A 21,140-nucleotide genomic window follows, 5' to 3' on the forward strand; every position below is an offset into this window, starting at 1 on the left:
TTTACTCCTTATTTAATTTTCCCATCTCAAAATATATTGGTAAGGTTATTCTAAATATCATTATATAAATTAATGAGAAAATTATTATACAAATCGCTTCTATTTCTATAAATCTTCTAAGCTCAAGCATGGCAAACATTTGAATCATGCCAAAGGCAAGTTTTGACGCGATTAAAATATGGATTATTGAAATTATTAGTGGACCAAAAAATGTAAAATAGTTTTGTTTTTTGACTGATTTTTTTATTTCTTTTTTGCTCATTCCCACTTTTTGTAATATTTTTATATTTCTTCCATCTTCAAGACCTTCTGCGGCTTGTTTGTAATAAATTACAATTATGGTTGAGATTAAAAATACTAGGGCTAAAATAAGAACAACAATATAGGCTCCCGTGTGAATTTTATCAAATTCCATCCTGTTTTCTATGGAATTTTTAACTAAAATTTCATCTGTATCAGATATATTTTTATTTAATGTATTTGCCATCTCATCAATATTTTTTTGATTTTTTTCTTTTAGGTCAAAATACGTTCCTGATACACTAGGGAAAATCTTATTATTTTTGCCATCAGATATTTTTTTTGAAAATTCATCCAAATCATCTACAACTACAAGAATATTGTGAAAAAGACTTGTCGTAGGATCCATTAAGACATAGGAAATGTTTTTTGCATTTTCTTTTACTTTCAAATTTTGATTTTCTAAAGAAATTTTTCCGTATTTTTTTGCTTTGGAATCAAAAACTATAGCCTCATCCTTTTTAAGAGAAATATTTGTCTTATTTGCCATATTAAAGGATTTTATATCTGTTATGGATATAATTTTTGTTTTATCATCCATTATTGTTTTTCTTAAATCATCATCTTCCAGTATAGAAAATTTTCCAGGTGATTTTTCACTAACTACAAGACCTTTTCTTTTAAATTCTCCAAGATTTTTTATTTTTTCTTTGTCTATATTTTTTTCAAGGAAATTTTTTGTATATTTTTCACTTTCCTTATCATTTTCTTGGTATTGGATCAAAAAATCACTTGGAGCAATCCTATCTAATAAATCATTTTTCCCAACAAACATGGCACTCATTACAACAAAACTCAAAAGAAAAAGTGAAGAGATAATTGTAATTGATGAAAGAGCCATGGCAGATTCCTTGCTTCTTTTGATAAGCTCACCTATAAAGGTCATATTTGTGCCCTTATAATAAATTTTTTTATTTTTTCTAATTGCTTTTAAAATCCAAATCACAAGAGACCTGAAGAAAAAATATGTTCCAATTATTACGGCTATACTTGCTGGTAAAAATCTTGGAAGAGCTTGAAATATTCCCCCATCAATTGAAAGGGCTGTATAATAGCCATATCCAATCAAAATTATGGCTAAAATCATAGAAATAATATTTGCCCTTGGCTCTTTTTCTCCTTTTTGGGAAAGTTTTGAAAGCTCAATTGGATTTGTTTTTCTAATTGAATTTAAACTTATCAAAGTTATTAAAATAAAGATTGTGGCAAAAATCATAAGTCCCAAAGCTAACTTAGAAAAATTTATAGAAAGTTTAATTTGAGTTTGAATTTTTAAAATTCTTGCCACCAAATTTATAAAAAGAGGTCCCAAAAGAATTGTAAAAAATGTTCCAATTATCAAGACTAAAATTCCAAGAATTAAATTTTCTATAATCAAAATTTTTCTCAAAGATTTTTTGTCCATTCCAAGTCCATACAAAAGTCCCAATTCCTTGTAGCGATTTTTGACAATGGTTTTTGCCATGTAGACAAGAAAAATCAGAGAAAAAATAGCCACAATCCATGAACCCATTTCCAAAAGAGTTTTTATGATTTCGCTTCCCCTGGAGTCTAGAATAAATTTTTCACTTTTTAAATCTATTAAAAGATTAAAAATGAAAAGCATAAAACTTGATGCCAAAATGTAAGGAAAATACAAAAATTTATTATTTTTTATTCCCCTTGTCGCCATTTTAAAATTAAGCTTGTTCAAATCCCTCACCTCCAGATAAAATCATCATTTGAGATTTGACCAATTTTTCATACATTTGGTCATTGGTCCTATCTCCCTTATAAAGGTCATAGAAAATTTTCCCATCTTTTATAAATAAAACCCTAGAGGCCCTTGCAGCAGCCATGGTTGAATGAGTTACCATAAGAATTGTTTGCCCATTTTTGTTTATTTTTTCAAAAATATTTAAAAGCTCCATTGATGAATTCGAATCCAAGGCTCCTGTTGGCTCATCTGCCAGTAAAATTTTTGGATTTGTAATAAGAGATCTTGCAACGGCAACTCTTTGTTTTTGTCCTCCGGAAATTTGATAAGGAAATTTATCCAAAAGATTTTCAATTTTTAAGGCACTTGCAATAGGAGCTAATTTTTCTTCCATAATTTTGTATTTTTCATTTGCCAAAACCAAAGGCAAAAATATATTGTCCCTGTTGTTTAAAGAAGATAAAAGCGAAAAATATTGGTAGACAAAGCCCAATTTTTCCCTCCTAAACTTTGCCCTTTCCTTATCACTTTTATTTTTTGTATTTTCACCAGACAAAATCACATCTCCAGAAGTTTCTTTATCCAAAGTTGCAATCAAATTTAAAAGAGTAGACTTTCCAGACCCACTCTCGCCCATTATGGCAACAAATTCGCCCTCTTCAACATCAAAATTAATATCTTTTAAGGCAACAACCTCTGTATTTTTATCTTCACTATTATAAACTTTTCTTAAATTTTTAACTTCTAATATATTCATATATTCCTCCTGAGTCTATATTACAAAAAATAAAAGAAAAAATCCCTAATCTAAACTTACAATTTTTCCCCTAAACTTACATATTGTAAGATTAAAAAAATCGGCAAATGCCGATTAATTTTCTATAATATCAGATTTTTTAAGATTAATTGAAAATATAGTTCCATTTTTTCTTTAGATTCGATTTTATAAGCATATCCAAGCTTTTTTAAAATATCATTTACCAAAAAAAGTCCTATGCCAGTTGAATTTGCATCTCTTTTATCACTATCTCCACTAAATCCAAATTTATTAATATTTTTCAAATCCTCTTTTTTAATACCAATTCCAGAATCTTCAATTTTTAAAATAAAATCATGGTAGGATATTTTTATATATCCCTTGTCTGTGTATTTTATAGCATTAAACAAAACCTGCTCAAGGACAAATCCCAGCCATTTTGGATCTGAAACTATATTTTCATCTTCTATATCAAGAATTAATTTTAAATTTTTATGGATAAAAAAACTCCTATATCTTTTTACAATATCTTTAATAAGCTTTTCAATAGAAAAAGATTTAAAAGAATAATCCAGACTATCCTGACCTAATTTTATAAAGGACAAAATCGATGCAATATAATCGTCAATCCTTATTAGTTCTCTTTTTATATCATAATTTTCTTCCCTTTCGCTAATCAAAGAAATACTTGAAAGGGGTGTTTTTATTTGATGGGTCCAAATTGTCAAAAGATTTTCCAAATCATTTTGCCTTAGTTTACTAGAAATTCTAAGATTTTCTATTTCTTTTTCCTTACTTTCAAAAATTTCTTTCAAATGCCTTTCATAAAGATTTTTCTCAAAAAAAGAAAAAGAATTTTTTTCCAAACACTTTTTTACTTTAAAAAATCTAAAAATTCCTATAAATAAAAAAATAAAAAATAAAATTAATAAGCAATAGGAAAAAATCCTAAAATCTATAGGAAAGGCAAAAGAAAATATTAAAGATGAGATAAGAAAAATAAAAAAGGAGAAAATATAAGCCCTATTAATGCTAAAAAATAATTTAAAATTTTTCATTTTATAAAATATCCCACTCCCTTTTTTGTTTGAATAAAATCATCTAAAGAAAGATTTTTCAATTTTTTCCTAAGCCTGTTGATATTTACAGTCAAAGTATTATCATCAATAAAAGAATCAGTCGCCCAAAGTTTATCCATAATAGCTTCTCTCGAAATAATTTTTTCAGGTTTTTCCATAAGGATTTCCAAAATCAAAAATTCATTTTTAGAAAGATTTATTTCCTTGTCATTAATTTTTAAAATCATCTTATCCTTAATCAAAGAAATATTTTTATAAGAAAGGTTTAAATTTTTCCCAGAAAAATCATAAGACCTTCTAAGAAGGGCCTTGATTTTCATATTTAAAACTTGCATAGAAAAAGGCTTTGAAATAAAATCATCTGCCCCATAATTTATAGCATTAATTAAATTTATATCATCAGCCGCACTGGTTAGAAAAATTATAGGAAGATTTGAAATTTCCCTAATTTTCTCACACCAATAAAATCCATTTTCAAAAGGAAGTTTCAAATCCATCAAAACAAGCTTATAATCTCTTTTTTGAAATTCATCCAAAATATTAGAAAAATCATTTGGAACAAAACACTTATATCCCAAAAGCTCAAGCTGAAAACAAAGCTCCTCACAAATTTTTTTATCATCTTCAACAATAAATATATCCATAATAACTCCTTAAAATTATTATAATAGATTTTTTAGTTTTTGAAAATTTTCACAAAAAAAGAAGCCGCTGGGCTTCTTTTAATTATTTTTTAAAAAGTATATCAAAAGATTTTTCTTCTAATTTTTCTCCAATAAATATCAAAGAATTTGTAAAAGATTCTCCTTCGTATTTTTCTACTGAAAATTTATTATCGACAACATCAACTTTAACTTTTTTATTTTCTACATTTACAAGACCTTTTGCCCTAATTAATTTTCCAAACCTATTTTGGCAAACTGCATTGAAATTTGTCCCAAGTTCATTGAAATCTTTGAAAACTACATTTTCATATACCAAATTATCAAGGTGTAAATGTTTATAGTCCCCTCTTATTAGAGATTCCTTATCATATTCCCCAATAAGAGAGTCCCATTCTTTTTTGTCAAAATCATTGTAGTGGCTGGTAAAAACTTTTGCTTTTGTTAAGTCTTCAAGTTTTTTTACTTCTTTTTCGATTTTTTCTGTACTTATATTTTCAGTTTTTGATAATAGTATATAGGATGAATTTTGGATTTGATCTAGGAAAAGTTCTTTATATTCTCCCATAATCTTATCTATACTGTAATAGTCAACTATGGCTATTGGTTTTAAAATTTTAATTTTTTCATATTCAATTGGACTAATATTTTCAATTATTTTAGAAAGATAGCCCAAACCTGTTGGCTCTATTATCAAATATTCTGGATTTATTGTATTTTCTATACTCATAACCGTTGTTGCAAAATCTTTTTGTTTTGAACAACAAATACATCCTTCTTCCAAGGATAAAATTTCTTTTCCTGTATTTTTTAATAAGTCTTTATCTACATTTGCCTTGGCATAATCATTTTCTAAAATTACTGCATCATCCAATTTTTTTGACAATTTTTCTATAAAGGTTGTTTTTCCACTTCCCAAAAATCCTGATACTATTATTATTTTCATCTAATCTTCCATTAAATCTTCTGCTACAATTACAACTGGTTTAATTAAATCTTTTGGTTTATCTTTCATTAAGTATAATGCTTTTTCAACATTTTCAAATCCGTTGAATTTATGGGTAACAAGTTTTGAAAGATCTAATTTTCCACAAGAAACAAGTTTAGCAAGTTTTTCCATTCTGAGTCTTCCACCTGGTGTTAGGCCTCCATTAATTGCCTTGTGGCCCATTCCAACTCCCCATTCAACTCTAGGAATTTTGATATATTCTCCTCCGTCAAGGTAGTTTACATTACCAATTTTTGCACCTGGTTTCATAGCTTTGATTGCTTCTTCAAAAGTATCAACTGTTCCACCAGCAATTATAACTCTATCAACGCCCTTACCATTTGTAAGTTTTAAAACTTGTTCAGAAATTGATCCGTCTTTGTAAGAAATTATATCTGTTGCTCCATAAAATTTAGCAGCTTCAACGCAATTTGGACGAGTTCCTACTGCATAAATTCTACTTGCTCCTCTTAGGTTAGCTCCTGCAACTGACATTAAACCAACTGGCCCAATTCCTACTACTAAAACTTCATCTCCAAATTGAACGTCAGCTTGTTCAACTCCGTGGAATCCTGTTGTAACCATGTCTGATAACATTGGAGCTAAAACTGGATCTACTCCTTCAGGAATTAAAGCAAGGTTAGCATCAGCATCATTTACATGGAAAACTTCACCAAATACACCGTCTTTAAAGTTTGAAAATTTCCATCCAGCAAGCATTCCGCCTGAATGCATTGGAAATCCTGCTTGACTTTCAAGAGATGACCAATCTGGAGTAATAGCTGGAACCAAAACCCTGTCCCCTGGTTTAAAATCTTTAACTAATTCTCCAACTTTTACAATTTCTCCTGCAGCCTCATGACCTAAAATCATATCGTGTCTATCTCCGATAGCTCCTTCCCAAACTGTGTGAATATCTGAGCTACATGGAGCTAAAGCTATTGGTTTAACAAGCGCATCTAATGGTCCCATTTCTGGTTCTGGTTTTTCAATCCAACCTGTCTTACCAATTCCCAACATCGCAAACCCTTTCATAGAGTCCTCCTTATTTTTTATTTTTTTTATTCTATGTTTTATTTACAATTTAATTTTAATTTATCTTTCAATACTTGTCAATCATTTATCATTTTATTTTTCTATTTTAAATTTTGATGAAAACCATAACTTTAAACTAATTCATAATACTATCATAATAAAATTAAATTTTCACAAATCAAATTTTTATTTTTAATTTTTAAATTATTTTTAAAATTTTTCCTATAAAAAAATAATTGCAGATTAAAAAGAGCAAAAAAATAAGACTGCGTTTGCAGTCTTATTTTCTATAATTTCATTGAATTTTGTCTTCTTCTTAATTTTGTTATTGTTGCTTCTTCGTCAAGTTCTATCATTGATAAATTTATTACTGTATCTTTTGGAATATCTACTATTGCTTTTGTTTTTTCTGTGATTAGGGCAATTGGAAGTAGATCTTCTTTTATTGATCTTGTGTGGTCGGTTAATTTTCCAAATACCTTATCTGATCCTATTCCCTCTAGATATTCTCCCTTTTTTATATCTCTTTTTGCAACTGAAACTGTATCGGCAACTTGTCCATGAAGTGGAGCTATTGTTGGCTCATTTTCTAAAACTGCATTGTAGATTGTAATTGGCGTTTCAAGACTTGTTAGGTGGTATGGTCTAAATAATAAATAGTTTGGGCCATCTCCAAAGCCTAAAAATTTCATCAAATCTCTTACTTCTTTTTTGTCGCTTGTTACAATTAGAAATACTCCTGGCGCCATGCCTGGAGAAAATTCTACTGTTTTGTAAGATGATAAAACTCCACCGTCTTCTTTTAATTTAAAATCTTCTACGGCAGTTTCTGGGCTTGTAGCAATTCCATGACAGCCAAATGTATCTGGCAAAAATCCAAGGCAGTTACAAACTGAATTTAATTCTATCATTGTATTTGTTCCATCGACAAAACTTGTTAGCATTCTTGGAGAAAGTCCTTTTTCTTTTGCTTGGTCTTTTAAAATCTCTGCATTTGCATAGTTATCTAATGGATTATTTTTTCCTTTTGCTGCAACCAAAATCTCAAGGCCAATTCCATAAGCAAAATCGCACAAATCTATTATTGAGCCTGGTTCATCTCCTGCAATTCCTGTATAAACAACTCCAGCTTTTTTTGCCATATCGTAAAGAATTGGTCCAACAACTGCATCACATTCTACATTAAGTGTAATAAAATGCTTATGATATTGAATTGATTTTGCTGCAAGCTCTGCTCCAAATGGTGGATTTCCTGTTGCATCAACTACGGCTGTAATTTGTAAAAGTTTGTAAGCAAGTCTATAATTTGAACTTACTACAACAAAACCCTTGTTCAAAGCCTCATAGGCTTCGTCATAAGAATCTGTGTTTATAATTTTATCTTCAGAAATTCCTGAATCAATTAGGGCAATTTTTGCTTTTTGTGGTGTGTGTTCTATTACAAGAGAAACTTCTATTGCATCAATATCTCCCAATTGATTTATAAGACTTGCTCCCATTTTTCCACAACCAATTATCGCCAAAGAAATTCTTTCTCCATTGTGTTTTAATTCTTTTAGCTTTCTATTTATCTTAAACATTTAATCTCCTTATATCCTCTGAGGCAGTTTTTGCTGATGAGAATGCCCATTGAATATTATATCCACCGCAATCTCCAGCAACATCCATAACCTCTCCTATAAAATAACAATCTTTAATTTTTAAAGATTTCATGGTTTTTTTGTCGATTTCCTTACAAGATACTCCTCCCAAAGTCACTTGGGCATTGTTCTTGTCATTTATATCCATAATATCAAAAGGAAGATTTTTCAAAATATTTGAAATTTTTTCTAAATCATTTCTTGAAATATTTTTTTTACCAGGATTTATTTTAATCCTTTTTAATATATCAATTATGAGTTTTTTATCTAAATTCCCAATTAATAATTCTTCGATATTTCTATTAGGAAATCTCTTTGACTTTTCTTCTAATTTCTTTAAAAGTCCATCTTTTTTATACTCTGGATAAAAGTCAATGTCAAGACTAACTTTTTTACCATCTTTTAAGGCAAGAGAAATTAAATTTGAAAGATCCAAAATCGCAGTTCCTGTAAGGCCATAAGTTTGAAAAATCACATCATCAGTTGATGATTTTATAAATTTTCCATCTACTTTCAAACTTGCTTTAGCATTTACCTTAACACCCTTAGCTTTTTTGGACAAGGGATTTTTCGCCTTAAAATTTGTTATTCCAAAAGTCATATCTTCGATTTTTGTATGTTTTTCTAAAATTTTAAAAATAGAACCATCAGAACCCGAATTTTTTAAAGTTTTTCCACCAGATGCAATCACAAGAAGGTCGTACTTGTATTTATTTTTTTCTGTTATGATTAATTTTTTGTTAAAATCAATGTCCAAAACTTTTTGGTCAAAAATAAATTTTGCATTTTCATTTGCCCTCATCATGAGAGCATCTTTTACAGTCTGTGAGCTCATTGTTTTTGGATAGCATCTTCCTGATGGCAAATTTGTCCATTCTATTCCCAAATATTCAAAATATTCTAATAAGTCATTGTTGGAAAAATTATCCAAAGAATAATTTACAAAATCTTTTTCTTGTGAATAAAAATTTTCATAGGAAAGCTTTAAATTTGTAAAATTACACCTACCGTTTCCTGTGGCAAGGAGTTTTCTTCCACTGTCTTTGTTTGAATCTAATACTGTTATATTTTTATTATCTAAAAAAGAGCAGAAGGCAAGCGAACTTACCCCTGCTCCTATTACAAAAATTCTCATAATTCTTCTAGAACTTCCCTTATGGTTTCTTTTTCGTTGTAGTAGGTTTTAATATTTGCTTTTAATTTTAAGAAATCTTCTTCGCCCTTGCCAAGCATAAAAACAAAATCCCCTTTTTTTGCATGACTTATAGCATACTTTATAGCTTCTTTTCGATTTCTTATAATAATGCATTCCCCATTATTTTCTTCGACTCCTTCTTTAATTTGATTTGAAATATTTTCAAAGGTATCAAATTTAGGATCATCGGTTGTTATTACAGAAAATATATCATATTTTGCAGATATTCTACCAAGACCTCTTCTAATATCAGGAGTCCTATCTCCACTTATTCCGTACACTGCAAATTTTTTTCTATCTTTTGGCAAATCTTTATAAAGACTTTCAAAAGATGTTGTTGTGTGGGCAAAATCTACTACTATATTTATTCCAAGGTCATTTTCTATAAATTCAAATCTTGATTTTACTCCCTTAAATCCTTCCAAGGCTTTAGAAATTTCTTCCAAATCAAAACCAAGGTCATTTGCAATTGTTATACCACAAAGGGCGTTGTAAATGTCATACATTCCAAATCTTTTTAAGTGAAATTTAACACCATTTACAAAAAATTCAAGTCCCAAATCTACTCTTTTTATATTTTCTGCCTTATAGGCTGAATCTTCGTTTATAGAAATTGTAAGGGCATCTTTGAAAATTTCTTTGGCTTTTTTACCATAATCGTCATCTAAATTTACGACTTGTTTTTTGGAATGATTTAATAAAATCATTTTTGCCTTGAAATAGTTATCCATAGTTTTATGGTAGTCCATGTGTTCTGGAGATAAATTTGTGAAAACTCCATACTCATAAGCTATTCCATAATTTCTTTTTAGGCACAAACCATGAGATGATGTTTCCATAACTACATTTTTAATTCCATCTTTTTTGACTTCATTTAAAATATAGTTTATATCTGTAATTTCTGGTGTCGTATGCTCAGTTGGTAAAGTTTTGCCGTTAAAAAAAGCTCCATCTGTACCAATATTTGCACAAGGCTCTCCCAGTTTGTTCAAAAGAAATGAGATTATATTTGCAGTTGTAGTTTTCCCATTTGTTCCTGTAACTCCAATCATTCTAAATGATTTTGATGGAAAATCTGATAAGAAATTTGAAATTTTTGCAAGAGCTAATCTTGCATCTTCAACTTTTATATAATTTATTCCATTTTTAAATTCAACGTCATCATTTGTATAGACTATAGTTGATGCTCCATTCTCTAGGGCATTTTCTATATAATTATGTCCATCGAATTCAAATCCTCTTATCGCTACAAATATAAAATCTTTTTTAATTTCTTTTGAATTTGAAGAAACTCCTACAATTTCTCTATCATTTTGAATATTTTTTGAAATGTAGGAAATTTCTTTTAGTATCTTTTCTAATTTCATTTAATGAATATTGTATCCTTTCTCAGTAAGTAATTCTTTAATCTTCCTGATATGGTCTTTTCCATTTGTTTCAAGGGTTATTTCAACTTGGATATTTTTATATCTGCTAGTTGCTGCAAGGCTATCGTGAAGTACCTCAACAATATTTGCTTTTGTGTAAGCTATAACATCAAGAAGATCTCTAAGCTTTCCAGGTGCATTTTGAAGTTCAACTGTAAATCTTGCAATTCTTCCATCTTCATAAAGTCCCTTGTGAATTAATTGAGAAATAAATGACATATCAATATTTCCACCACTGATTACGCAAACAACATTTTTATTTTTGCAACCAAGTTTTTTACTTGCAGCAAGACTTAATGCTCCTGAAGGCTCTGCTACTAGTTTATGTTTTTCCATCAAAGTAGTCAAGGCTACCATGATTTCTTCTTCTGTTACAGAAATATATTCATCAACATTTTCCTTGCAAATTTCGTAAGTAATATCTCCAACTCTTGCAACAGCAGTTCCATCTGCGATTGTATCAGCAGAATCTAATGTAATTGGGCCACCTTTTTCCATAGCAGCTTGCATTGATGCAGCATTTGCTGGTTCTACACCAACTATTTTGATTTCTGGTTTCATTTCTTTTGCACATTTTGCAATACCAGAAACAAGTCCACCGCCACCGATTGGTACTAATATGTAGTCAGCTTCTTGTAAACTTTCTAAAATTTCAAGAGCAATTGTTCCTTGTCCTTCAATTACATCTTCATCATCGTATGGAGGAATAAAAGTATATCCTTTTTCTTTGGCAAGTTGTTGAGCGTATGTATTTGTTTCGTCAAAAGTTTGTCCGTGAAGATCAACTTCAGCTCCATATTTTAAAGTTCCATCAACTTTAATCATTGGAGTTGTTTCTGGCATACAAACAATTGCCTTTATGCCTTGATGATTTGCAGAAAATGCTACACCTTGGGCGTGGTTTCCAGCTGATGCGGTTACGATTCCAACGGATTTTGATTCTTCATCCATTTTTGAAATCTTGTTATAAGCTCCCCTCAATTTAAAAGAACCAGTTTTTTGTAAATTTTCTGGTTTAATGTACACATTGTTTTTTGATAAATCTGAAAAAATTTCAGAATAAAACATGTGGGTTGGGTTAATAGCTTCGTCTACTCTTTTTTTTGCACTTTTAAAATCAAACATAAAATGCCTCCTTTTGCTTAAATTATATCACAAGAAAAAGGAAATAAGAATGTTTTTCTATAAAATAAATCGAAAATTTTGACAAATAAAATCAATATTGAATTTTCAAGCTTAGTCTTACTTATTTTTTATTTATTTCTAATCTTTTTATAGAAAAAATATTAAAAAACGTTTTTATTTATTTTCAAAAAATTTATTTCTAATATTTTGAAAATAATTTTTTTGAAAGTACTTTCATCGTTTTATGAATTTTATCAATTTTTTTTGAAACAAAGTTCATTTTTTGCTTATATTGAAAACATTTTTTCTTCTTATATAATTGAATAAAGTAATTAGTTAAGGAGGACTTATGTTTAAGTATTTACAAAAAGTCGGCAAGGCTTTTATGCTACCGATAGCATTGTTGCCTGCCGCAGGTTTACTTTTAGGAATTGGTGGTGCTTTTTCATCACAAGCTACAATTGATGCCTATCCTTTTTTAGCAAATAGTGTTTTACAAACTATTTTTAAGGTTATGGCTGGTGCTGGAAATATAATTTTTGCAAATCTTGCCATGCTTTTATGTATTGGTATTATGGTTGGTCTTGCAAACAGGGAAAAAGGAGTTGCAGCTCTTGCTGGTGCCGTTGGATTTTTGGTAATGAATGCAACTATATCAACTCTTCTTTCAATTTTTAATCCTGACGGAGATCCAATTGATACTGGTGTTGTTGGTGCTTTGGTTATTGGTCTTATTGCAGTTTATCTTCATAATAATTATTACAATATTCAATTGCCACAAGTTCTAGGATTTTTTGGTGGTTCAAGATTTGTTCCTATAGTTACATCTTTTGTTGCAATTATTGTCGGAGTATTTTTCTTTATAGTTTGGCCACCTTTCCAACACTTATTAATTTCTGCTGGAAAATCAATTGCAAAACTTGGCGTTTTTGGAACATTTTTATATGGAATGCTAATGAGATTATCTGGAGCAGTCGGTCTTCATCACATGATTTATCCAATGTTTTGGTATACAGAACTTGGTGGTGTGGAAATGGTTGCTGGAGAGCAAATTGTTGGTGCTCAAAAAATATTTTTTGCTCAATTAGCTGATCCAAATCACGTTGGATTATTTACTGAAGGTACAAGATTTTTTGCAGGAAGATTTTCAACAATGATGTTTGGTTTGCCTGCAGCAGCCCTTGCCATGTACAAAAATGCAAAAGAAGAAAACAAGAAAAAATTAAAGGGATTATTTTTGGGAGTTGCTTTAACTTCATTTATTACAGGAATTACAGAGCCTCTTGAATATATGTTCCTTTTCGTTCAACCACTTTTATATGTTTTCCATTCATTCTTGGATGGTTTATCATTCTTAATTGCTGATTTATTAAATATAAATATTGGAAATACATTTTCTGGTGGAGTAATTGACTTTATTTTATTTGGTGTACTTCAAGGAAATGAAAAGACTCACTGGTTATTAGAAATTCCATTTGGATTAATCTGGGCAGCTCTTTACTACTTCTCATTCTCTTTCTTAATAAAGAAATTTAATATAATGACACCAGGAAGAGGCGATGATGAAGTTTTGGAAGAAAAAGATAATAAAAAAGATTCAAATTCAAATCTTTACGAAGAAGCTCTTGTTATTTTAGATGCACTTGGTGGAAGTGAAAATATAATTGATGTTGACGCTTGTATAACAAGACTAAGAGTAAATTTAAAAGATCCAAAAATTGTTGATAAAAATATTTTAAAACAAACAGGGGCAACAGGAGTTCTTGACGTTCCAGGAGGAGTTCAAGTAATCTATGGAGCAAAGGCAGTCTTATATAAAAACGAAATTAATGATATACTTGGAGTAGTTGATTAGAAGATTTCAATAAAAGAGGTAGCCATGATAAAAAATTCCGCCATTGTTGCTATAGTTGATAGTTATGATAAATTTACAGAAGTTGAAAAACTAATTGCCGATTATTTTATAAAAAATAAACACAAGGAAGATTTTTCAATAAAAAATATCAAAAACAAACTCCACGTTTCCGAATCATCCATAACAAGATTTTCACAAAAATGTGGTTTTAAGGGATATAGAGAATTTATTTACAGGTATGAAGAAGGATTTTTAAAAGGAATTTCCAAATCTTCATTTAATGTAGAAGAAGTTTTAAACACTTACGGAAGAATTTTAAATATGTTTCCATCCCTTATCGACAACGAACAAATTGATAGAATAGCAGATTTGATTATAAAATCAAAATCAGTATTGTTTGTGGGAATAGGAAGTTCGGGACTTGTAGCAAGAGAAATGCAATCAAGGCTTACAAGGCTTGGAATTTTAGTAATGGCAATAGATTATCAAGATGAAATGAGAATGAGGGCAGTTTTTCAAAAAGAAAATTCTCTGCTTATTGGCATAAGCCTTTCAGCCAACAAAGAATCCGTTCTTTTCGCCCTAAAACAAGCCAAAGAAAATGGCGCAAAAACAATTCTTGTAACATCAAATTCAAAAGATAATTTTTCATTTGTGGACGAAAAAGTAATTATCCCAACAATAGAAGATTTGAGAGGCGGAAATATAATCTCCCCACAATTTCCAGTTCTAGTTTTTATGGATTTTTGCTACAATAAAATCATAAAAAATAATCTAGAAGATGATTACAGAAAACTTCTCCACAAAAAAACAATAGATGCCTTAGAAGAAGACAAAAAGTGAGCTATAAGCTCACTTTTTTTGTGGAATAAATTGCTGATAGTATTTAGATAAAGTTATTAATATTGGTAAATCAAGTAAGCTAATACTCTAATTTAATTGTCTAGCCTTACTTAATTAAATCCATCTAATAATTAGCCCAAACAAAGTAAAACCCATCCGACCAAAGAGAAATCTCAAAAGGTCTAAGATGGGTTTTTGTTTTATAATCCTAATTTTTCATCTACTACTTCTTTGTTAAAGCCTACAATGTCTTCTCCGTCTATATTTATTACCGGAACTCCTCTGTGGCCATTTTCTACTAGATAGTCGATTGCGCTTCTATCTTCGTCTACGTTTTTTTCTTCAAAATCTATATTATTTTCTTTTAAATAATTTTTTGCTGCCTTACAATGTGGGCAGGTGTTTGATGTGTAAATTGTTACTTTTTTCATATTTTCTCCAATCTTTTTTTATAAATCTATTTTTCTAACATCATTATTATACTCAAATGATAATCTCTTTCAATCTACCCTTTTATTTTTTCAAATTCATTGGCTATTTTTATAAAATCGTCAAGGGAAAGATTTTCTGCTCTGAGATTTTCTTTTAAGTCTAATTTTCCCAATATTTCTTTTAAATTTTCTTTTTCTATCACGCTTGATAGGGAATTTAGGATAGTTTTTCTTCTTTTATTGAAACCTGCTCTTACTATGTTAAATAGGGTGTTTGTATCAACATTTTTATCATACAATCTCAATTTTAATTTTAATACTTGGGAATCTATTTTTGGTTGGGGCATAAAAACTGATTTTGGGACTTTAAATTGCCCAGTAATTTCTGCATAATATTTTATAAAAACTGAAAGCGATGAATAGTCCTTGCTTTTTTCATCTGCTTTCATCCTATCTGCCACTTCTTTTTGAACCATAATAGTCATGTCCTTGCATGAAAGATTTTCTTCAAATAATTTTTCAATTATTGGAGTTGTTATATAATATGGCAAGTTTGAAACAACTTTAAAATCTTCTCCATCAAATTTTTCTTTGGCAATTTTTTCAAGGTCAGTTTTTAAAATATCTGCATTTATTATTTCGACATTTGAAAATTCGCCAAGATTATCGTTTAAAATTGGGATCAAAGTCTTATCTATTTCTATTACCACAAGTTTTTTGCAAGTTTTTGCAATCTCTTGGCTGATTGTTCCAATTCCTGGTCCAATTTCCAAAATATTTTCGCCAGAAACTTCTGATAAATCTATAATTTTATCAACAAAATTTTTGTCTACCAAAAAATTTTGACCCAAAGATTTGCTAAATTTAAATCCATAAAGGTCTTGGATTGTTTTTATTGTTTTTGGTGAATATAATTTTTTCATAATTTTTCAACCGCACTTTCAAATTCTTCTCGACTTATGCCAAAGGAATTTAGTTTTGATAAAAGTTGCTTGGAATTAAAATATCCTATGGATAAAATATCGCCAAGTTTTTCCCTTCTATTTCTGCTGTCGTTTGTAAGAGTGAGATTATTGTCCAAAAGGTCTTTCATGGTAAATTCTTCTCTTTTTTCACTTTTTGTTGCATGAGCATTTTTTAAAGCCTCAATTATATCTTCTTTTGAGGCGTTTTCTACTCCCAAATCTCCCTTTTTGATTGCTTTTTTTCTATCAAGGTAGGCGTGCTTAGCGTTTGGAATTTCTTTGGAAATTTTTGCCCTGATTTTTTTTCCTGCAAAATCTGGATCGGTAAAAATTATTATTCCACACCTTTTGTCAATTTCTTTTAATTTTTCAATCAAATCTTTGCCAAAAGCAAGGCCGTTTGTCGCTATAAGCTCACAGTCGACCGCTGATTTTATATTACTTATATCGTCTTTTCCTTCAACTACTATTGTTTCTTTTATCATATTACCTACTTTATATTAAAAAATTCCATAGCATTTTTGCTTGTTCTTTTTGCAAGTTTTGATAATTTCATCCCACGAAGATTTGAAATTTCTCTTGCAACTTCCACGATTTTTCTTGGATCATTTCTCATCCCCCTGTAAGGTTCTGGAGAAAGATATGGACAGTCTGTTTCAAGCATGAGCTTATCCAAATCTACATTTATGGCTGCATTTTTTTCATTGTCAGCGTTTTTGTAAGTTACAACTCCCCCGATTGAAATATAATATCCCCTTTTCATACATTCCATAAGATGGATATATGAATAAGAAAAACAGTGAATTTGAACTTTTAAATCTGAATAATCTTTTAAAATTTCCAAACAATCGTCAATTGAATCTCTGGAATGAATTACGACCGGAAGATTTATTTTTCTTGCAAGATCTAACTGCTTGATAAAAATTTCTTTTTGCTCATCCTTGTTGTCATCTTGCCAATAATAATCAAGTCCAATTTCTCCAATAGCCACAACTTTTGGATTTTTTGCCAAATCTTCTAATTTTTCTATAGAAGAATCATCAAATGATTCTATATTTTCTGGATGAAAACCAACTTGGGCATACAAATTATCATATTTTTTTGAAAGATTTAAAACAGTTTTATAGAATCTTCTAAATCGCAAGCTGGCATTATGACATAATTTACGGCAAAATTAGACAGATCCTTTATTAGAAAAGATCTGTCCTCATTAAAATCATCACTCGTTAAATGGGCGTGTGAATCTATTAATTTCATTAAGAAATCACCGTACCTGGTTTGCAGTCTTTGATTGTTGTAAGTAAAACTGCTTCATCTCCTGCAGCAAGAAGCATTCCTTCTGACAAAATTCCTCTCATTTTTACAGGTTTTAGGTTTTTGATTACAGCAATATTTTTACCAACTAATTCTTCTTTTTTGTAGAATTCTTTTATGCTTGAAACAATTGTTCTTGTTTCACTTCCAATATCAACTTTAAAAACAAGAAGTCTGTCAGCATCTGGATGGTCGTTCACTTCCAAAATTTTTCCAACAACAAGGTCAAGCTTGTCAAAATCATCAATTTTAATTTGTGATTTTGATTGGCTTTCCTCTTCTTTTTCTTCCTTTTTAACTCCAAGCCTTTCTTCTACAAGCTTGTTATTTAAATCGTGAAGTTTTTCAAGTTCTTTTTCTGTATCAAGTCTGTTAAATAAATTTTCGCCTTTACTAACTTTAGTTCCTTCTTTAATCAAACCAAATTTATAAGCAGATTCAAAACCTTGGTTTTCTACTCCCAATTGTTTTAAAATTTCTTCTGTTGTATTTCTCATTACAGGCTCAAGCATTTGGGCAATAATTCTTAAAGATTCGGCAAGATTGTATAAAACAGTATTTAATCTGTCATATTTTTCTTCACGTCCCAAAATCCATGGCTCAGTTTGGTCAACATACTTATTTGATCTTCTTACAAGATTCCACAAACATTCCAAAGCCTCATTAAACTTGAATTCGTCCATTAATTTTGTAAAATCTTCATAAGTTTTTTCAGCCAAGGCAATCAATTCGCCATCAATTTCATCTTTTTCCAAGCCTTTTTTTATAATTCCATCATTGTATTTTGAAATCATTGAAACAGTTCTTGAAAGTAAGTTTCCCAAATCATTTACAAGATCAGAATTGTACCTATCCATAAATTTCTTTGAAAGGAAGTTTCCATCAGCTCCAAAATTAAATTCACGAAGTAGGAAATATTTCAAAGAATCAGTTCCATACAACTCTACAAGTGGTTCTGGATACATAATATTTCCCTTGGATTTACTCATCTTGTCATTGTCAAACAAAATCCAACCATGAGCAAAAACTTTTTTAGGAAGTGGAATATCTAAAGCCATCAAAAGTGCTGGCCAAATTATTGTATGAAATCTTACAATATCTTTTCCAATTAAATGAACACCAGCTGGCCAATATTTATTAAATTTTTCCATATCGTGACCATAACCAATAGCTGTCAAATAACAAGATAAGGCGTCAATCCAAACATAAACAACGTGTTCATTGTCAAAAGGAACATCAACTCCCCAATCAAAAGTATTTCTAGATACAGAAAGATCTTCAAGACCTTTGTCAATAAAATTATTTAACATTTCATTTTGCCTAAATTTTGGCTCAAGAAATTCTGGATGGTCTTTGAAAAGTTCCTTTAATTTATCAGTATAATTTGAAAGTCTAAAGAAATATGATTCTTCTTTACGATGATTAACTCCTCTGCCACAATCAGGACAATTTCCATCATCAAGTTGGCTTTCAGTAAAATAAGATTCGCAAGATTCGCAATAATATCCGTCATAATGGCCCTTGTAAATATCTCCCTTATCATACAAATATTGGAAAATATTTTTTACATTTTCTTCGTGTTTTGGATCAGTTGACCTAATAAATGAATCATAATCAATATCAAGTTTTTTAAGTAAAACTTTTGTTTCGCCTGCAATTCTATCAACAAATTCTTGAGGTTTAGATCCATGAGAAAGAGCTGCATTCATTATTTTTTGACCGTGTTCGTCAGTTCCAGTTGTAAGATAAGCATCAAATCCCCTGAGTGCCTTATATCTTTTCAAAACATCAGCAATAACTGAAGTATAAACATTACCAATATGTAAGTTGCTATTTGGATAATATATTGGCGTTGTTATATAATAAGCTTTTTTATCCATAAATTCTCCTTTTTAAAATTAATAAAACTAAATTTCTTTTTATATATACCTATATTATAGCGTTTTTGTCTATTTTTTCCAATTTAAAATATATAAGAAAAAATTGGCAAAATATAAAACAGAATTTAAAATTAAAATTGTAAAAAATATTTATAAGAAAATATAAACTTTAAATTAGAAGATAAAAATTATTGGATTCAATTAGAAAATTATGAAATAAAAAAAATCACAAAAAAACCAGAGTAAGCTTTAATGCTCACTCTGGTAATAGGTCAAACTTGGTTTTTTTATTAGAAAAGCAAATTTGTCCTTATTTATTATTTATTAGTCAACAGCTACCATAACATTGCTTGCTTTAATTACTGCATAAGCTTCTTTGCCTTCTTCAAGACCAAGTTCTTTGATAGCGTTGTTTGTAATAGATGATGTGATAATTGTTCCGTTTCCTATGTCGATTTTAACAATTCCATTAACTGCACCTTCAACAACTTCTACTACTTTTCCTTTAATTGTATTTCTAGCTGAAATTTTCATAATGTTCTCCTTAAATTTTTATTTTCCAAATTATTATACCCCAAATTTTCTGATATAAATTTTTTAATAGTACCTTGCTTGATTTTATTTTACTGTAACTTTGTGGAAGGTTTTTTTGCCTTTTTTTACAATTATTTTCCCATCTTCAAACAAGTCTTCGTTTATTTCAAATCTTGGGTCGGTTATTTTTTCATCATTTATACTTACTCCACCGCCCTTTACTGAATCTCTTGCTTGAGAATTTGATTTTGTTAAGCCTAACTTTGTAAGTAGGGTTAATATTCCCATTGGGAGTTCTTCTTTTTCTATTTCAGTTGTTGGCATTGCTGATTCATCTCCAGCTCCAGAGAACAAAGCTTTTGATGCTTCTAGGGCTTCTTTTGCTTTTTCTTCGCCGTGAATTAATTTTGTAATTTCATAAGCCAAAACTTCTTTTGCGTGGTTTATTTCTTTTGCATCCTTGCCATTTCCCAATTTTCTACATTCAGCAGTTGGAAGGAAAGTTAACATCAAGAGGAATTTTTCTACGTCCCTGTCGTCAACATTTCTCATATATTGGAAAAGTTCGTAGGCTGAAGTTTTTTCTTCATCAAGCCAAACAGCACCCTTTTGACTTTTTCCCATTTTTACTCCATCAGCAGTTGTAAGTAATTTGAAAGTCATTCCATAAACTTTTGCGTCTTCTTTTTTTCTAATCAAATCATAACCACCGATTATATTTGACCATTGGTCTGAGCCACCAATTTCCAAAGTACAATTGTGTCTTCTAAATAGTTCTAGAAAATCGTAAGATTGCAAAAGCATATATGAAAATTCAAAAAATGTAAGACCTTTGTCCATCCTATTTTTGTAGGCGTCTTTTTTGAGCATTTCATTTACAAGGAAATTTGATCCAACATCTCTTAGAAAATCTATAAAAGGAAGATTTAAAAGCCAATTTGCATTATTTTCAATTATAGCCTTGTCGCCAGAATCTTCTCCCTCATTTTCAAATTCCAAAAATCTTTGAAATTGTTTATAAAAACAATTAGCATTATGATTGATTTTTTCCTTTGTCATAACCATTCTCATATCACTTCTTCCAGAAGGATCCCCAATCATTGTAGTTCCTCCACCAAGAAGAGCGATTGGTCTGTGGCCATAATTTTGCATTCTCATCATAACCATAATTTGGATAAGATGACCTACTGTCAAAGAATCAGCAGTTGCATCAAAGCCACAATAAAAAGTTAATTTTTCATTCTTTAATTTTTCAGCTAACTCTTCTTCATCAGTTGCAGCCTCAAAATATCCACGATCCTTTAATTCATCAAATACATTATCATATTCTTTTTCGTATTGAAATTTCATTTTTTTCTCCTTTATTTTTAAGTACAAAAAAAGAGTATAAGAAGGCATCTTGATGCGGTACCAC

Annotated in this window: 18 protein-coding genes and 1 pseudogene; 2 read left to right on the forward strand and 17 right to left on the reverse strand. The window is 29.8% G+C overall.

Annotation, left to right across the window (positions count from 1 at the left end; translation table 11 throughout):
* Position 1: 1 nt before the first annotated feature.
* The 10 genes from I6H46_RS01920 to ilvA all read right to left on the reverse strand — a co-directional run bounded on the left by I6H46_RS01920 (position 2) and on the right by ilvA (position 11,904).
* Positions 2-1,993: an ABC transporter permease gene (locus I6H46_RS01920; protein ID WP_019118690.1), complete on the reverse strand. Its 1,992-nt coding sequence runs from the start codon at positions 1,991-1,993 to the stop codon at positions 2-4.
* Positions 1,980-2,753 (reverse strand): ABC transporter ATP-binding protein, encoded by a 774-nt coding sequence (locus I6H46_RS01925; RefSeq protein WP_019118691.1) that lies wholly within the window; start codon positions 2,751-2,753, stop codon positions 1,980-1,982. Before I6H46_RS01925 ends, I6H46_RS01920 begins: the two co-directional genes overlap by 14 nt.
* A gap of 122 nt (positions 2,754-2,875) precedes the next feature.
* A complete protein-coding gene (locus I6H46_RS01930) occupies positions 2,876-3,619 on the reverse strand; it encodes a sensor histidine kinase (RefSeq protein WP_234287388.1) in 744 nt (247 codons plus the stop codon).
* Positions 3,620-3,807: 188 nt separating this feature from the next.
* Positions 3,808-4,476, reverse strand: coding sequence for a response regulator transcription factor (locus tag I6H46_RS01935; protein ID WP_019118693.1), 669 nt, complete (start codon positions 4,474-4,476; stop codon positions 3,808-3,810).
* Positions 4,477-4,558: 82 nt separating this feature from the next.
* Positions 4,559-5,440, reverse strand: coding sequence for a GTP-binding protein (locus I6H46_RS01940; RefSeq protein WP_019118694.1), 882 nt, complete (start codon positions 5,438-5,440; stop codon positions 4,559-4,561).
* A complete protein-coding gene (locus I6H46_RS01945; RefSeq protein WP_019118695.1) occupies positions 5,441-6,517 on the reverse strand; it encodes an NAD(P)-dependent alcohol dehydrogenase in 1,077 nt (358 codons plus the stop codon).
* A gap of 287 nt (positions 6,518-6,804) precedes the next feature.
* On the reverse strand, positions 6,805-8,097 hold the full coding sequence (locus tag I6H46_RS01950) for an NAD(P)H-dependent oxidoreductase (protein ID WP_019118696.1): 1,293 nt from the start codon (positions 8,095-8,097) through the stop codon (positions 6,805-6,807).
* On the reverse strand, positions 8,090-9,292 hold the full coding sequence (locus I6H46_RS01955) for an aminoacetone oxidase family FAD-binding enzyme (protein WP_019118697.1): 1,203 nt from the start codon (positions 9,290-9,292) through the stop codon (positions 8,090-8,092). Before I6H46_RS01955 ends, I6H46_RS01950 begins: the two co-directional genes overlap by 8 nt.
* The gene (locus I6H46_RS01960; protein ID WP_019118698.1) at positions 9,289-10,719 is read right to left on the reverse strand and encodes a UDP-N-acetylmuramoyl-L-alanyl-D-glutamate--2,6-diaminopimelate ligase; all 1,431 of its coding nucleotides are present in this window, start codon (positions 10,717-10,719) and stop codon (positions 9,289-9,291) included. Before I6H46_RS01960 ends, I6H46_RS01955 begins: the two co-directional genes overlap by 4 nt.
* On the reverse strand, positions 10,720-11,904 hold the full coding sequence (gene ilvA / locus I6H46_RS01965) for a threonine ammonia-lyase (RefSeq protein ID WP_019118699.1): 1,185 nt from the start codon (positions 11,902-11,904) through the stop codon (positions 10,720-10,722). It abuts the gene before it with no gap.
* Between the two features lie 349 nt (positions 11,905-12,253).
* Between ilvA and I6H46_RS01970 the strand changes: the two genes are divergently transcribed.
* Together I6H46_RS01970 and I6H46_RS01975 are read left to right on the forward strand one after the other, a co-directional pair.
* Positions 12,254-13,759, forward strand: a complete 1,506-nt coding sequence (locus I6H46_RS01970) for a PTS transporter subunit EIIC (protein WP_019118701.1) — start codon at positions 12,254-12,256, stop codon at positions 13,757-13,759.
* 24 nt (positions 13,760-13,783) lie between these two features.
* Positions 13,784-14,602 (forward strand): MurR/RpiR family transcriptional regulator, encoded by an 819-nt coding sequence (locus I6H46_RS01975; protein ID WP_019118702.1) that lies wholly within the window; start codon positions 13,784-13,786, stop codon positions 14,600-14,602.
* A 200-nt stretch (positions 14,603-14,802) separates the two neighbouring features.
* On the opposite strand, the gene I6H46_RS01980 is transcribed toward I6H46_RS01975, so the two are convergent.
* The 7 genes and pseudogenes from I6H46_RS01980 to tyrS all read right to left on the reverse strand — a co-directional run bounded on the left by I6H46_RS01980 (position 14,803) and on the right by tyrS (position 21,076).
* Positions 14,803-15,033 carry a glutaredoxin family protein gene (locus I6H46_RS01980; RefSeq protein WP_004839446.1) on the reverse strand — a complete coding sequence of 77 codons (231 nt, stop codon included), beginning with the start codon at positions 15,031-15,033 and terminating at the stop codon, positions 14,803-14,805.
* A gap of 74 nt (positions 15,034-15,107) precedes the next feature.
* The gene (rsmA, locus tag I6H46_RS01985) at positions 15,108-15,956 is read right to left on the reverse strand and encodes a 16S rRNA (adenine(1518)-N(6)/adenine(1519)-N(6))-dimethyltransferase RsmA (RefSeq protein ID WP_019118703.1); all 849 of its coding nucleotides are present in this window, start codon (positions 15,954-15,956) and stop codon (positions 15,108-15,110) included.
* Positions 15,953-16,483, reverse strand: coding sequence for a ribonuclease M5 (gene rnmV, locus I6H46_RS01990; RefSeq protein ID WP_019118704.1), 531 nt, complete (start codon positions 16,481-16,483; stop codon positions 15,953-15,955). The genes rsmA and rnmV overlap by 4 nt, the downstream gene beginning before the upstream one ends.
* 5 nt (positions 16,484-16,488) lie before the next feature.
* Positions 16,489-17,255 (reverse strand): annotated as a pseudogene (locus I6H46_RS01995) (TatD family hydrolase).
* On the reverse strand, positions 17,255-19,192 hold the full coding sequence (gene metG / locus I6H46_RS02000; RefSeq protein ID WP_019118706.1) for a methionine--tRNA ligase: 1,938 nt from the start codon (positions 19,190-19,192) through the stop codon (positions 17,255-17,257). Before metG ends, I6H46_RS01995 begins: the two are co-directional and overlap by 1 nt.
* Positions 19,193-19,516: 324 nt before the next feature.
* Entirely contained in the window at positions 19,517-19,726 is a 210-nt protein-coding gene (locus I6H46_RS02005; RefSeq protein ID WP_004839451.1) for a TOBE domain-containing protein, read from the reverse strand.
* Between the two features lie 84 nt (positions 19,727-19,810).
* Positions 19,811-21,076, reverse strand: coding sequence for a tyrosine--tRNA ligase (gene tyrS, locus I6H46_RS02010; protein ID WP_019118708.1), 1,266 nt, complete (start codon positions 21,074-21,076; stop codon positions 19,811-19,813).
* Positions 21,077-21,140: the final 64 nt, after the last annotated feature.

The organism is Anaerococcus obesiensis, from assembly GCF_016599815.1.
Classification (GTDB): Bacteria; Bacillota; Clostridia; order Tissierellales; family Peptoniphilaceae; genus Anaerococcus; species Anaerococcus vaginalis.

Excerpts from the sequence above, each read along its gene's own strand:
- I6H46_RS01925 (WP_019118691.1), bottom strand. The coding sequence starts at position 2,753 with ATGAATATATTAGAAGTTAAAAATTTAAGAAAAGTTTATAATAGTGAA.
- I6H46_RS01935 (WP_019118693.1), bottom strand. The coding sequence starts at position 4,476 with ATGGATATATTTATTGTTGAAGATGATAAAAAAATTTGTGAGGAGCTT.
- I6H46_RS01940 (WP_019118694.1), bottom strand. The coding sequence starts at position 5,440 with ATGAAAATAATAATAGTATCAGGATTTTTGGGAAGTGGAAAAACAACC.
- I6H46_RS01945 (WP_019118695.1), bottom strand. The coding sequence starts at position 6,517 with ATGAAAGGGTTTGCGATGTTGGGAATTGGTAAGACAGGTTGGATTGAA.
- I6H46_RS01950 (WP_019118696.1), bottom strand. The coding sequence starts at position 8,097 with ATGTTTAAGATAAATAGAAAGCTAAAAGAATTAAAACACAATGGAGAA.
- I6H46_RS01955 (WP_019118697.1), bottom strand. The coding sequence starts at position 9,292 with ATGAGAATTTTTGTAATAGGAGCAGGGGTAAGTTCGCTTGCCTTCTGC.
- I6H46_RS01960 (WP_019118698.1), bottom strand. The coding sequence starts at position 10,719 with ATGAAATTAGAAAAGATACTAAAAGAAATTTCCTACATTTCAAAAAAT.
- ilvA (WP_019118699.1), bottom strand. The coding sequence starts at position 11,904 with ATGTTTGATTTTAAAAGTGCAAAAAAAAGAGTAGACGAAGCTATTAAC.
- I6H46_RS01970 (WP_019118701.1), top strand. The coding sequence starts at position 12,254 with ATGTTTAAGTATTTACAAAAAGTCGGCAAGGCTTTTATGCTACCGATA.
- I6H46_RS01975 (WP_019118702.1), top strand. The coding sequence starts at position 13,784 with ATGATAAAAAATTCCGCCATTGTTGCTATAGTTGATAGTTATGATAAA.
- I6H46_RS01980 (WP_004839446.1), bottom strand. The coding sequence starts at position 15,033 with ATGAAAAAAGTAACAATTTACACATCAAACACCTGCCCACATTGTAAG.
- rsmA (WP_019118703.1), bottom strand. The coding sequence starts at position 15,956 with ATGAAAAAATTATATTCACCAAAAACAATAAAAACAATCCAAGACCTT.
- rnmV (WP_019118704.1), bottom strand. The coding sequence starts at position 16,483 with ATGATAAAAGAAACAATAGTAGTTGAAGGAAAAGACGATATAAGTAAT.
- metG (WP_019118706.1), bottom strand. The coding sequence starts at position 19,192 with ATGGATAAAAAAGCTTATTATATAACAACGCCAATATATTATCCAAAT.
- I6H46_RS02005 (WP_004839451.1), bottom strand. The coding sequence starts at position 19,726 with ATGAAAATTTCAGCTAGAAATACAATTAAAGGAAAAGTAGTAGAAGTT.
- tyrS (WP_019118708.1), bottom strand. The coding sequence starts at position 21,076 with ATGAAATTTCAATACGAAAAAGAATATGATAATGTATTTGATGAATTA.